The organism is Escherichia sp. TC-EC600-tetX4, assembly GCF_019356055.1.
Taxonomy (GTDB): Bacteria; Pseudomonadota; Gammaproteobacteria; order Enterobacterales; family Enterobacteriaceae.
This window is the reverse complement of sequence record NZ_CP079924.1, coordinates 2,862,593-2,876,204: the sequence shown is the minus strand read 5'-3', so window position 1 is coordinate 2,876,204 and position 13,612 is coordinate 2,862,593. Positions and strand designations below refer to the sequence as shown.

General features: G+C 50.6%; 13 protein-coding genes. 11 read left to right on the top strand and 2 right to left on the bottom strand.

All coding sequences use genetic code 11. The features are described from left to right. The first annotated feature begins 10 nt into the window (after window positions 1–10). From KXD89_RS14075 to zapC, 5 genes are all read left to right on the top strand, one after another. A complete protein-coding gene (locus KXD89_RS14075; protein WP_000730614.1) occupies window positions 11–553 on the top strand; it encodes a fimbrial protein in 543 nt (180 codons plus the stop codon). 7 nt (window positions 554–560) lie between these two features. Further along, window positions 561–1,076, top strand: a complete 516-nt coding sequence (locus KXD89_RS14070; protein WP_000919497.1) for a fimbrial protein — start codon at window positions 561–563, stop codon at window positions 1,074–1,076. Next, window positions 1,042–1,779: a fimbrial chaperone gene (locus KXD89_RS14065; RefSeq protein ID WP_001111465.1), complete on the top strand. Its 738-nt coding sequence runs from the start codon at window positions 1,042–1,044 to the stop codon at window positions 1,777–1,779. The genes KXD89_RS14070 and KXD89_RS14065 overlap by 35 nt, the downstream gene beginning before the upstream one ends. Before the next feature lie 110 nt (window positions 1,780–1,889). Continuing rightward, a complete protein-coding gene (gene pyrD / locus KXD89_RS14060) occupies window positions 1,890–2,900 on the top strand; it encodes a quinone-dependent dihydroorotate dehydrogenase (RefSeq protein WP_001295352.1) in 1,011 nt (336 codons plus the stop codon). Between the two features lie 173 nt (window positions 2,901–3,073). Further along, entirely contained in the window at window positions 3,074–3,616 is a 543-nt protein-coding gene (gene zapC, locus KXD89_RS14055) for a cell division protein ZapC (protein WP_001295353.1), read from the top strand. Here zapC and ycbX read toward each other — a convergent pair. Beyond that, entirely contained in the window at window positions 3,613–4,722 is a 1,110-nt protein-coding gene (gene ycbX, locus KXD89_RS14050) for a 6-N-hydroxylaminopurine resistance protein YcbX (RefSeq protein WP_000212426.1), read from the bottom strand. The genes zapC and ycbX overlap by 4 nt on opposite strands. Window positions 4,723–4,965: 243 nt before the next feature. Between ycbX and rlmKL the strand changes: the two genes are divergently transcribed. The 6 genes from rlmKL to rmf all read left to right on the top strand — a co-directional run bounded on the left by rlmKL (window position 4,966) and on the right by rmf (window position 13,004). Then, window positions 4,966–7,074 carry a bifunctional 23S rRNA (guanine(2069)-N(7))-methyltransferase RlmK/23S rRNA (guanine(2445)-N(2))-methyltransferase RlmL gene (gene rlmKL / locus KXD89_RS14045; protein WP_001086539.1) on the top strand — a complete coding sequence of 703 codons (2,109 nt, stop codon included), beginning with the start codon at window positions 4,966–4,968 and terminating at the stop codon, window positions 7,072–7,074. An 11-nt stretch (window positions 7,075–7,085) separates the two neighbouring features. Beyond that, window positions 7,086–8,993 carry an ABC transporter ATP-binding protein gene (locus KXD89_RS14040; RefSeq protein ID WP_000053099.1) on the top strand — a complete coding sequence of 636 codons (1,908 nt, stop codon included), beginning with the start codon at window positions 7,086–7,088 and terminating at the stop codon, window positions 8,991–8,993. 129 nt (window positions 8,994–9,122) lie between these two features. Further along, window positions 9,123–10,376 carry a membrane integrity-associated transporter subunit PqiA gene (pqiA, locus tag KXD89_RS14035; protein ID WP_000333176.1) on the top strand — a complete coding sequence of 418 codons (1,254 nt, stop codon included), beginning with the start codon at window positions 9,123–9,125 and terminating at the stop codon, window positions 10,374–10,376. A gap of 4 nt (window positions 10,377–10,380) precedes the next feature. Next, window positions 10,381–12,021, top strand: coding sequence for an intermembrane transport protein PqiB (pqiB, locus tag KXD89_RS14030; RefSeq protein ID WP_000445533.1), 1,641 nt, complete (start codon window positions 10,381–10,383; stop codon window positions 12,019–12,021). Then, window positions 12,018–12,581 (top strand): membrane integrity-associated transporter subunit PqiC, encoded by a 564-nt coding sequence (gene pqiC / locus KXD89_RS14025; protein ID WP_000759120.1) that lies wholly within the window; start codon window positions 12,018–12,020, stop codon window positions 12,579–12,581. Before pqiB ends, pqiC begins: the two co-directional genes overlap by 4 nt. 255 nt (window positions 12,582–12,836) lie before the next feature. Further along, entirely contained in the window at window positions 12,837–13,004 is a 168-nt protein-coding gene (gene rmf, locus KXD89_RS14020) for a ribosome modulation factor (RefSeq protein WP_000828648.1), read from the top strand. 69 nt (window positions 13,005–13,073) lie between these two features. On the opposite strand, the gene fabA is transcribed toward rmf, so the two are convergent. Continuing rightward, window positions 13,074–13,592, bottom strand: a complete 519-nt coding sequence (gene fabA, locus KXD89_RS14015; RefSeq protein WP_000227927.1) for a bifunctional 3-hydroxydecanoyl-ACP dehydratase/trans-2-decenoyl-ACP isomerase — start codon at window positions 13,590–13,592, stop codon at window positions 13,074–13,076. Between the last annotated feature and the right edge of the window lie 20 nt (window positions 13,593–13,612).

Below are 13,612 nucleotides of genomic sequence, written 5' to 3'. Positions count from 1 at the left end.
GCGTGAACGTATGAAGAAAAAAACGATATTTCAGTGCGTTATCTTGTTCTTTAGCATTCTTAACATCCATGTCGGGATGGCTGGGCCTGAACAAGTTAGTATGCATATTTATGGGAATGTGGTCGATCAGGGCTGTGATGTCGCCACCAAAAGTGCATTACAAAATATTCATATTGGTGATTTTAATATCAGTGATTTTCAGGCCGCGAATACCGTAAGCACTGCTGCTGATTTGAATATCGATATCACCGGTTGTGCCGCTGGTATTACTGGCGCGGACGTCCTTTTTAGCGGCGAGGCTGACACCCTTGCGCCGACACTGCTCAAACTAACTGACACAGGCGGAAGCGGTGGTATGGCAACGGGGATTGCCGTGCAAATTCTTGATGCGCAAAGTCAGCAAGAAATCCCGCTCAATCAGGTCCAGCCTCTTACGCCCTTAAAAGCCGGGGATAACACACTCAAATATCAACTTCGTTATAAGTCCACAAAGGCGGGAGCAACGGGCGGTAATGCGACGGCGGTTCTCTATTTTGATCTGGTTTACCAGTGAAGGAGTGATGTTGAAACGGATAATCTGGATTCTGTTCTTATTGGGATTAACGTGGGGCTGTGAGCTATTTGCCCATGATGGCACGGTCAACATTAGCGGATCGTTTCGCCGTAATACATGCGTGCTGGCACAGGATAGCAAGCAAATCAATGTGCAGTTAGGCGATGTCTCGCTGACACGTTTTTCTCATGGGAATTATGGCCCGGAGAAATCTTTCATCATTAATTTGCAGGATTGCGGAACAGATGTCAGCACGGTTGACGTCACCTTTTCAGGAACCCCCGACGGAGTGCAGAGCGAAATGTTGTCCATTGAAAGTGGTACGGATGCAGCCAGCGGGCTGGCAATTGCGATTCTGGATGATGCGAAGATATTGATTCCGCTTAACCAGGCGAGTAAAGACTACAGCCTACATAGCGGTAAGGTGCCATTAACTTTTTATGCGCAATTGCGACCTGTCAATAGCGATGTGCAGTCGGGTAAAGTGAATGCCAGCGCGACATTTGTACTTCATTATGACTAATACGTGGAACAGATTGGCGCTCTTGATTTTCGCCGTTTTATCGCTGCTGGTGGCGGGTGAATTGCAGGCAGGAGTGGTGGTCGGCGGAACGCGATTTATCTTTCCGGCAGACAGAGAATCGATATCTATTTTACTGACTAATACCAGTCAGGAATCCTGGCTTATTAACAGTAAAATCAACCGCCCAACGCGTTGGGCCGGGGGGGAAGCGTCGACAGTGCCAGCACCATTACTGGCCGCTCCGCCACTTATTCTCCTGAAGCCCGGTACGACAGGCACGTTGCGCTTGCTGAGAACGGAAAGCGACATCTTGCCTGTGGATCGCGAAACGCTATTTGAGTTAAGCATTGCCAGCGTGCCATCCGGCAAAGTTGAAAATCAGAGCGTAAAAGTGGCGATGCGCTCGGTATTTAAACTGTTCTGGCGACCCGAAGGTTTGCCGGGCGACCCGCTGGAAGCTTATCAACAATTACGCTGGACACGGAATTCGCAGGGTGTACAACTCACTAACCCAACGCCTTATTACATTAACCTGATTCAGGTGAGTGTAAATGGTAAAGCGTTAAGTAATGTGGGAGTTGTGCCGCCTAAAAGCCAGCGTCAGACAAGCTGGTGTCAGGCAATCGCACCGTGTCATGTCGCCTGGCGGGCGATAAATGATTACGGCGGGTTGAGTGCAAAGAAGGAGCAAAATCTGCCCTGAAACAGGTTCGGAAAACGTTTGCGTTTTTTTTGCCGCAGGTCAATTCCCTTTTGGTCCGAACTCGCACATAATACGCCCCCGGTTTGCACACCGGGAATCCAGGAGAGTTCATGTACTACCCCTTCGTTCGTAAAGCCCTTTTCCAGCTCGATCCAGAGCGCGCTCATGAGTTTACTTTTCAGCAATTACGCCGTATTACAGGAACGCCGTTTGAAGCACTGGTGCGGCAGAAAGTGCCTGCGAAACCTGTTAACTGCATGGGCCTGACGTTTAAAAATCCGCTTGGTCTGGCAGCCGGTCTTGATAAAGACGGGGAGTGCATTGACGCGTTAGGCGCGATGGGATTTGGATCGATCGAGATCGGTACCGTCACGCCACGTCCACAGCCAGGTAATGACAAGCCGCGTCTCTTTCGTCTGGTAGATGCCGAAGGTTTGATCAACCGTATGGGCTTTAATAATCTTGGCGTTGATAACCTCGTAGAGAACGTAAAAAAGGCCCATTATGACGGCGTCCTGGGTATTAACATCGGCAAAAATAAAGATACGCCAGTGGAGCAGGGCAAAGATGACTATCTGATTTGTATGGAAAAAATCTATGCCTATGCGGGATATATCGCCATCAATATTTCATCGCCGAATACCCCAGGATTACGCACGCTGCAATATGGTGAAGCGCTGGATGATCTCTTAACCGCGATTAAAAATAAGCAAAATGATTTGCAAGCGATGCACCATAAATATGTGCCGATCGCAGTGAAGATCGCGCCGGATCTTTCTGAAGAAGAATTGATCCAGGTTGCCGATAGTTTAGTTCGCCATAATATTGATGGCGTTATTGCAACCAATACCACACTCGATCGTTCTCTTGTTCAGGGAATGAAAAATTGCGATCAAACCGGTGGCTTAAGTGGTCGTCCGCTTCAGTTAAAAAGCACCGAAATTATTCGCCGCTTGTCACTGGAATTAAACGGTCGCTTACCGATCATCGGTGTTGGCGGCATCGACTCGGTTATCGCTGCGCGTGAAAAGATTGCTGCGGGTGCCTCACTGGTGCAAATTTATTCTGGTTTTATTTTTAAAGGTCCGCCGCTGATTAAAGAAATCGTTACCCATATCTAATTATTTCTTCGAATTCCTCTTTATAAGATAATCAGGGCTTTATTTTCAGCCCTGGTTGTTTTATATTCATCGCTGTTGCTTATTTAGACATTTTGTACTTTTATTGTTGAGGTTATTAAGCGAAGCGACAATGGATTGTGTTGCTGCGGTTTTATAGGGTAGGGGAGAGGCAGATGCGAATTAAACCAGACGATAACTGGCGTTGGTATTACGATGAAGAGCACGATCGAATGATGCTCGATTTAGCCAATGGTATGCTATTTCGCTCACGTTTTGCGCGCAAGATGTTGACTCCAGATGCCTTTTCTCCCGCAGGCTTTTGCGTTGACGACGCCGCGCTCTATTTCTCTTTTGAAGAAAAGTGCCGCGATTTTAATTTATCTAAAGAACAAAAAGCCGAACTGGTGCTGAATGCACTGGTAGCAATTCGCTATCTCAAACCGCAAATGCCGAAAAGCTGGCATTTTGTTTCCCATGGTGAAATGTGGGTGCCCATGCCGGGCGATGCGGCCTGCGTTTGGTTGAGCGATACTCACGAGCAGGTCAATTTGCTGGTCGTTGAATCTGGCGAAAATGCCGCACTATGCCTGCTGGCACAACCCTGCGTTGTTATTGCGGGTCGCGCGATGCAGTTGGGCGACGCCATTAAAATCATGAACGACAGGCTGAAACCGCAGGTTAATGTTGACAGCTTCAGCCTCGAACAGGCAGTCTAACGCGCCAACTTAAGTGCAGTCTTCGGTACACAGCTACAGCAAAGAATGGTGCCATCATCGCCCATTGCTGATTTTTTCAGCGGCGTGACTTCGCCTTCTAAAAGCTGAACACGGCAACTTCCACAAATGCCCGCGCGGCAAGAATAAGGGATACGAATTCCCTGATTTTCTAATTGCTCCAGCAACACCTGTTGGTTATTTCCACGAAATGCCTGTCCCTGCCAGTCAATATCTACATTTGCGTCCGGTTGTTGCGTGATGTTGGCGGTATCATCAGCGGCAGCTGCGCCGTAAATTTTTGCCGGAGCCGTTGCCAGAATTTCCACCTCATCGCCAACGCGAATCACGCCGCTATTACGGGCAATTAAATTCTGACCAAAATCGACATCGCCGTTATCCTGGGCAGTGCGGAAAGATTGCAATGTTTTTAATGGTTCGCCTGCCGGATGTTTTTGCCCTTTTTCTGGGCTGACGGTGGTGAAAATACAGCGGCTACAAGGTTTAACCACATCAAACACCACATCACCAATGCGAATCACTTTCCAGCGATCTTCTTCCCAGGCTGACGCGCCGGAAACCACCAGATTGGGGCGGAATTGCTCCATTTTTACACTGGCCGGACAACGTTGTTGGAGATCACGTAACGAGGCTTCGTTAGCAAGAAGGTAAGGATAGCCATCAGCAAATGACAGAGGTACAGTGTTGTGGCGTTTCACGCGCCGGGTCATTTGTGGCCCCACCCAGCGTAATTGCACTTCGCGGGAGAAAAATCCACTTAGCCATTTGTTGATCGCGTCTGGCGCAATTCGCGCGGTAAAATGTGTGCCCCAAACTTCGGTTGGTGCGTCTTGTGTGGCGAAATCAGCAAAACGAACATATGCGCTACTGCCATCTGGTGCGGTGAGATGCAAGCCATCATGCACAGGTGAAGGAGTAAACCGTACCATCTGGGGAAACTGGCGAGCGGTAATAAACGTACCGTCAGGTTCCGTGATCATAAAGATGCGATCGAAGGCCAGACCACTGACATCTGCCAGAGCATGTGTAAGACCAATGCCGCGCATCGATTTAACAGGATGAATAAAAAGCCGGATTAATGTCGCCACGGTGCGGTCCTCAAATGAAAATAAGCCCTCAACTTTATGACATGACGCGCTTATTAGCTATAATGCGCAACAATTTTCTTAGCGCCTGTCCCATTAGGCTATTTTATTTGTCAGTTTGGCCCTGGGTTATGCTCGAAATCCTCACGTACTTGTGTACGCTCCGGTTTCTCCGCGCTGTCCATGTCCAGACTGACTGCAACAATTACGCCTACTGCGGTAGGCTCTTAGAGTAAAAGTGACGATATGAATTCTCTGTTTGCCAGTACGGCCCGTGGGCTGGAAGAGCTGTTAAAAACTGAACTGGAAAACCTGGGGGCCGTTGAATGCCAGGTGGTTCAGGGTGGGGTCCATTTCAAGGGCGACACACGGCTTGTTTACCAGAGCCTGATGTGGAGCCGCCTGGCCTCGCGTATTATGTTGCCGCTGGGCGAGTGTAAGGTTTACAGCGATTTAGACCTCTATCTCGGTGTTCAGGCGATCAACTGGACAGAGATGTTTAATCCTGGCGCGACCTTCGCTGTCCACTTCAGTGGTTTGAATGACACCATCCGCAACAGTCAGTACGGCGCGATGAAAGTGAAAGACGCGATCGTCGATGCTTTCACGCGGAAAAATCTGCCGCGTCCAAATGTTGATCGCGATGCGCCGGATATCCGCGTTAACGTCTGGCTGCATAAAGAAACCGCCAGTATCGCTCTTGATCTGAGTGGTGATGGTTTACATCTGCGTGGCTATCGCGATCGTGCTGGTATTGCGCCGATCAAAGAAACCCTGGCAGCCGCTATTGTGATGCGATCCGGCTGGCAGCCAGGAACACCGCTGCTCGATCCGATGTGTGGTTCCGGTACGTTGCTGATTGAAGCAGCGATGCTGGCGACCGATCGCGCACCAGGCTTGCACCGTGGGCGTTGGGGCTTTAGCGGCTGGGCGCAGCATGATGAAGCTATCTGGCAGGAAGTGAAAGCGGAAGCGCAAACTCGCGCCCGTAAAGGCCTGGCTGAGTATAGCTCTCATTTTTACGGTTCGGACAGCGACGCACGGGTGATTCAACGTGCACGCACTAACGCCCGTCTTGCGGGGATTGGTGAACTGATCACCTTTGAGGTGAAAGATGTCGCGCAACTGACCAATCCGCTGCCGAAAGGGCCGTACGGCACAGTGTTGAGCAACCCGCCATACGGGGAACGTCTGGACAGCGAACCGGCGCTGATTGCGCTGCATAGCCTGCTGGGTCGGATCATGAAAAACCAGTTTGGTGGCTGGAATCTCTCTTTGTTTAGTGCCTCGCCGGATCTGCTAAGCTGCTTGCAGCTGCGTGCAGACAAACAGTACAAGGCGAAAAACGGCCCGCTGGACTGCGTACAGAAAAATTACCACGTTGCCGAAAGCACTCCAGACAGCAAACCGGCGATGGTAGCGGAAGACTACACCAACCGCCTGCGTAAGAACCTCAAAAAATTCGAGAAGTGGGCTCGCCAGGAAGGGATTGAATGTTACCGCCTGTATGACGCCGATCTGCCAGAATATAACGTTGCCGTTGACCGTTATGCCGACTGGGTGGTGGTGCAGGAGTATGCGCCGCCAAAAACTATTGATGCTCACAAAGCGCGTCAGCGTCTGTTCGATATTATCGCTGCAACCATTTCGGTACTGGGGATTGCGCCAAACAAACTGGTGCTGAAAACCCGTGAACGCCAGAAGGGCAAAAACCAATACCAGAAACTGGGCGAGAAGGGCGAGTTTCTTGAAGTTACCGAATATAACGCTCACTTGTGGGTGAACCTGACGGATTATCTCGATACTGGTCTGTTCCTCGATCACCGCATCGCCCGTCGTATGCTCGGTCAGATGAGCAAAGGCAAAGATTTCCTCAACCTGTTCTCTTATACCGGCAGCGCCACCGTGCATGCGGGATTAGGCGGTGCACGCAGCACCACCACCGTGGATATGTCGCGTACTTATCTGGAATGGGCAGAACGCAACCTGCGTCTGAATGGCCTGACCGGGCGTGCGCATCGCCTGATTCAGGCCGATTGCCTGGCGTGGCTGCGTGAGGCAAATGAACAGTTCGATCTGATCTTTATCGATCCGCCAACCTTCTCTAACTCAAAACGAATGGAAGATGCGTTTGATGTTCAGCGCGATCATCTGGCGCTGATGAAAGATTTGAAACGTCTGCTGCGTGCAGGTGGGACGATCATGTTCTCGAACAACAAACGTGGCTTCCGTATGGATCTCGACGGCCTGGCAAAACTGGGACTGAAAGCACAAGAAATTACGCAAAAAACGCTCTCCCAGGATTTCGCCCGTAACCGCCAGATCCACAACTGCTGGCTGATTACCGCAGCCTGAAAGGAATAGTAATGTCATTAATCAGTATGCATGGCGCATGGCTGTCGTTCAGCGACGCGCCGCTTCTCGATAACGCAGAACTGCATATCGAAGATAACGAACGTGTTTGTCTGGTGGGCCGCAACGGCGCAGGCAAATCGACGTTAATGAAAATCCTCAACCGTGAACAAGGGCTGGATGACGGTCGCATTATTTACGAGCAAGATTTGATTGTAGCGCGTCTGCAACAGGATCCGCCGCGTAACGTTGAGGGTAGCGTTTATGATTTCGTTGCCGAAGGCATTGAAGAACAAGCGGAATATCTGAAACGCTATCACGATATTTCGCGCCTGGTGATGAACGACCCGAGCGAGAAAAATCTCAACGAACTGGCGAAGGTTCAGGAACAGCTGGATCACCACAACCTGTGGCAGCTGGAAAACCGCATCAACGAAGTGCTGGCGCAACTGGGGTTAGATCCTAACGTTGCGCTGTCGTCGCTTTCCGGCGGCTGGTTGCGTAAAGCGGCATTAGGACGCGCGCTGGTGAGTAATCCGCGCGTGCTGTTGCTTGATGAACCGACAAACCACCTGGATATTGAAACCATCGACTGGCTGGAAGGGTTTTTGAAAACTTTCAACGGGACGATTATTTTCATCTCCCACGACCGTTCGTTTATCCGCAATATGGCGACGCGCATTGTTGATCTCGATCGCGGCAAGCTGGTGACCTATCCAGGGAATTACGACCAGTACCTGCTGGAAAAAGAAGAAGCCCTGCGCGTGGAAGAATTACAAAATGCCGAGTTCGATCGCAAACTGGCGCAGGAAGAGGTGTGGATCCGCCAGGGGATCAAAGCACGCCGTACCCGTAATGAAGGCCGCGTACGCGCCCTGAAAGCGATGCGTCGCGAACGTGGTGAACGTCGCGAAGTGATGGGTACCGCAAAGATGCAGGTGGAAGAGGCCAGCCGCTCCGGTAAAATCGTTTTCGAAATGGAAGACGTTTGCTACCAGGTTAACGGTAAGCAACTGGTGAAAGATTTTTCTGCCCAGGTTCTACGTGGCGACAAAATTGCCCTGATTGGTCCGAATGGGTGCGGCAAAACCACGCTGCTAAAACTGATGCTCGGTCAGCTTCAAGCGGACAGCGGGCGTATTCACGTTGGCACCAAACTGGAAGTGGCTTATTTCGATCAGCACCGCGCGGAACTGGATCCCGATAAAACGGTGATGGATAACCTTGCCGAAGGTAAGCAAGAGGTGATGGTTAACGGCAAGCCACGCCACGTATTGGGCTATTTGCAGGACTTTCTGTTCCATCCGAAACGGGCGATGACGCCGGTACGTGCGCTTTCTGGCGGTGAGCGGAACCGCTTGCTGCTGGCGCGTTTGTTCCTCAAACCAAGCAACTTATTGATTCTTGACGAACCGACCAACGATCTTGATGTCGAAACGCTGGAACTGCTGGAAGAACTGATCGACAGCTATCAGGGCACGGTATTGCTGGTTAGCCACGATCGTCAGTTTGTCGATAACACCGTTACAGAATGTTGGATCTTCGAAGGCGGCGGTAAAATTGGTCGTTATGTCGGCGGTTATCATGATGCCCGTGGTCAGCAAGAGCAGTATGTGGCGCTCAAACAGCCTGCGGTGAAAAAAACCGAAGAAGCCGCCGCGGCAAAAGCAGAAACTGTAAAACGCAGCAGTAGCAAACTAAGCTATAAATTGCAGCGCGAACTGGAGCAGCTACCGCAATTGCTCGAAGATCTGGAGGCGAAGCTGGAAGCCCTACAGACGCAAGTGGCGGATGCTTCCTTCTTCAGTCAGCCGCATGAGCAGACGCAAAAAGTGCTTGCTGATATGGCTGCTGCAGAGCAGGAGCTGGAGCAAGCCTTTGAACGCTGGGAGTATCTTGAAGCGTTAAAAAATGGTGGCTGATCGCAAAATAGTCGATTTAAACAGAGACAGCTGACAACGGTAAAATTGCCTGATGAACTGGGTTTATCAGGCATGAAAACCAACACTTTGTTAGTCATCTGTAAAATAGCGCATCATTAAGGAGTACCAATGTGCGAACATCATCATGCCGCGAAGCACATCCTGTGCTCGCAGTGTGACATGCTGGTGGCGTTACCGCGCCTTGAGCATGGTCAGAAAGCGGCATGTCCCCGGTGTGGCACAACGTTAACCGTGGCGTGGGATGCCCCTCGGCAGCGTCCCACCGCCTATGCGTTGGCTGCACTGTTCATGCTGTTGCTGTCCAACTTGTTTCCTTTTGTGAATATGAACGTTGCAGGAGTTACCAGTGAAATTACATTACTGGAAATTCCCGGCGTGCTTTTTTCTGAGGACTACGCCAGCCTCGGCACCTTTTTCCTGTTGTTTGTGCAACTGGTTCCCGCGTTTTGTCTGATAACCATTCTGTTACTGGTGAATCGCGCGGAATTACCGGTCCGTTTAAAAGAGCAACTGGCACGGGTGCTTTTTCAACTCAAAACCTGGGGAATGGCGGAGATTTTCCTCGCGGGTGTGCTGGTCAGTTTCGTTAAACTGATGGCTTACGGCAGCATTGGGGTAGGCAGCAGCTTTCTCCCCTGGTGTTTATTTTGTGTCCTGCAACTGCGCGCTTTTCAGTGCGTTGATCGTCGCTGGTTATGGGACGACATCGCCCCGATGCCAGAACTGCGCCAGCCGCTAAAACCAGGCGTCACGGGGATACGTCAGGGGCTGCGTTCGTGCTCCTGTTGTACGGCAATCCTTCCTGCTGATGAACCCGTGTGCCCGCGTTGTAGTACCAAAGGGTACGTTCGGCGTAGAAACAGCCTGCAGTGGACACTCGCGCTGCTTGTAACGTCCATCATGCTGTATCTTCCGGCTAATATTTTGCCCATCATGGTGACGGATTTATTAGGCTCGAAGATGCCGTCGACGATTCTCGCTGGGGTCATTCTGTTATGGAGCGAAGGCTCTTATCCCGTCGCTGCGGTGATCTTTCTGGCCAGTATTATGGTGCCAACGTTAAAGATGATCGCCATCGCGTGGCTGTGTTGGGATGCCAAAGGGCATGGCAAGCGCGACAGTGAAAGAATGCATTTGATTTATGAAGTTGTTGAGTTTGTAGGCCGCTGGTCGATGATTGACGTTTTCGTTATCGCGGTGCTCTCGGCGCTGGTGCGTATGGGAGGTTTAATGAGTATTTATCCGGCAATGGGTGCATTAATGTTTGCTTTAGTCGTCATAATGACAATGTTTTCTGCTATGACGTTTGACCCGCGTTTGTCGTGGGATCGTCAACCTGAATCAGAGCATGAGGAGTCCTGACAGTATGGAATCTAATAATGGGGAAGCCAAAATCCAGAAAGTGAAGAACTGGTCTCCCGTGTGGATATTTCCTATCGTCACGGCGCTCATTGGGGCCTGGGTTCTTTTTTATCATTACAGCCATCAGGGACCGGAAGTGACCCTGATCACCGCGAATGCGGAAGGAATTGAAGGTGGCAAAACCACCATTAAAAGCCGTAGCGTTGACGTCGGCGTGGTTGAAAGCGCCACACTGGCTGATGATTTGACGCACGTTGAAATCAAAGCGCGGCTGAATTCCGGTATGGAAAAATTGCTGCATAAAGACACCGTCTTTTGGGTGGTGAAACCGCAGATTGGTCGCGAAGGGATTAGCGGCCTGGGAACGCTGCTGTCTGGAGTTTATATCGAACTGCAGCCAGGCGCGAAAGGCAGCAAAATGGATAAATACGATTTGCTGGACTCGCCACCGTTGGCCCCGCCTGATGCGAAAGGTATCCGTGTGATTCTCGATAGCAAAAAAGCCGGGCAGCTCTCGCCAGGAGATCCGGTGCTGTTCCGTGGCTATCGGGTAGGTTCGGTTGAAACCAGCACCTTCGATACACAAAAACGCAATATCAGCTATCAACTGTTCATCAATGCACCTTATGACCGACTGGTGACCAACAATGTTCGCTTCTGGAAAGATAGTGGCATTGCGGTTGATCTGACGTCAGCAGGGATGCGTGTGGAGATGGGCTCATTGACAACGCTGCTGAGTGGCGGTGTCAGCTTTGATGTGCCGGAAGGTCTGGATTTAGGGCAGCCAGTGGCACCGAAAACAGCTTTCGTTTTGTATGATGATCAGAAGAGCATTCAGGATTCGTTGTACACCGATCACATTGATTATCTGATGTTCTTTAAAGATTCGGTACGCGGTCTGCAACCGGGAGCTCCGGTAGAGTTCCGGGGTATTCGCCTGGGTACCGTAAGCAAAGTGCCATTCTTTGCGCCGAATATGCGTCAGACATTTAACGATGATTACCGTATTCCGGTACTGATTCGTATCGAGCCAGAGCGGCTGAAAATGCAGCTTGGCGAAAATGCGGATGTTGTTGAGCACCTTGGCGAATTGTTGAAACGTGGTTTACGCGGATCGCTGAAAACCGGAAACCTGGTCACTGGTGCACTGTATGTTGATCTCGATTTCTATCCAAATACGCCTGCAATAACCGGTATTCGTGAATTTAATGGTTATCAGATTATCCCGACCGTTAGCGGCGGCCTGGCGCAAATCCAGCAACGACTGATGGAAGCGTTGGATAAGATCAACAAACTGCCATTGAATCCGATGATTGAACAGGCAACCAGTACGCTTTCTGAAAGTCAGCGCACAATGAAAAACCTGCAAACGACGCTGGATAGCATGAACAAGATCCTCGCTAGCCAGTCGATGCAGCAGTTGCCGACGGATATGCAGTCAACGTTGCGTGAATTGAATCGCAGCATGCAGGGCTTCCAGCCTGGCTCCGCAGCCTACAACAAGATGGTGGCGGATATGCAGCGCCTTGATCAGGTGTTGCGAGAACTGCAACCGGTGCTGAAAACGCTCAATGAGAAGAGTAACGCGCTGGTATTTGAAGCGAAGGACAAAAAAGATCCAGAGCCGAAGAGGGCGAAACAATGAAAAAGTGGCTAGTGACGATTGCAGCACTGTGGCTGGCCGGATGCAGCTCCGGCGAAATTAATAAAAACTATTACCAGTTACCTGTGGTGCAGAGCGGTACACAAAGTACCGCCAGCCAGGGCAATCGTCTGTTATGGGTAGAGCAGGTCACTGTTCCTGACTATCTGGCGGGGAATGGTGTGGTTTATCAAACCAGTGATGTGAAGTATGTGATTGCCAACAACAACTTGTGGGCCAGCCCGTTGGATCAACAGTTGCGCAACACCCTGGTTGCCAACCTGAGTACGCAACTGCCCGGCTGGGTGGTTGCCTCCCAGCCTCTGGGAAGCGCCCAGGACACGCTCAATGTTACCGTAACGGAGTTTAACGGTCGCTATGATGGCAAGGTCATTGTCAGTGGTGAGTGGCTGTTGAACCACCAGGGACAACTGATCAAACGTCCGTTCCGTCTGGAAGGAGTGCAAACTCAGGATGGTTACGATGAGATGGTTAAAGTGCTGGCCGGTGTCTGGAGTCAGGAAGCCGCTTCTATTGCACAAGAGATAAAGCGTCTACCTTAATTATAAAGATTTGTAAATATAACCGTCTCCGGTATGTTGCCTGAGGCGGTTTTTTTGTCTCTAACGTGCGGAAAAATTTGTTCCTCTTCACATTTTTTGTACAACCGACATGCCCGTGTAGCTCACAAATATGACAGTGGCGTGAATTTTGCGCATTGACGGCAGTTATGATTCGCGGTATTGCTTAACTGTGATTGCACATTTAGTAATCACTGTTTTCTTTTCCACCAGAAACCAGTATGAGGGAAACGAGGCATGAAGAGACAAAAACGAGATCGCCTGGAACGGGCACATCAACGTGGTTATCAGGCCGGCATCGCCGGACGCTCAAAAGAAATGTGTCCCTATCAGACGCTGAATCAAAGGTCACAATGGCTGGGAGGCTGGCGAGAAGCCATGGCGGACAGGGTAGTAATGGCCTGATTCTGTCTCTTTAAAAAGAAACCTCCGCATTGCGGAGGTTTCGCCTTTTGATACTCTGTCTGATTATAATCAGAAGGCAGACGTATCCTGGAACAGACCGACTTTCAGGTCGCTGGCGGTATAGATCAGACGACCATCAACCAGCACTTCGCCATCCGCCAGGCCCATAATCAGACGACGGTTAACAATGCGTTTAAAGTGAATACGGTAGGTCACTTTTTTCGCTGTCGGCAGTACCTGACCAGTGAATTTCACTTCGCCAACGCCCAGCGCGCGGCCTTTACCTTCGCCGCCCAGCCAGCCGAGGTAGAACCCTACCAGCTGCCACATTGCGTCCAGGCCCAGGCATCCCGGCATAACCGGATCGCCAATAAAGTGGCATCCGAAGAACCACAGATCCGGATTGATATCCAGTTCTGCTTCAACATACCCTTTGTCGAAGTTACCACCCGTTTCGGTCATTTTGACCACACGGTCCATCATCAGCATGTTCGGTGCTGGCAATTGCGGGCCTTTAGCGCCAAACAGTTCACCGCGACCAGAGGCAAGAAGGTCTTCTTTTGTATAGGATTCGCGTTTATCTACCATGTTCTCTGTAAGCCTTATTT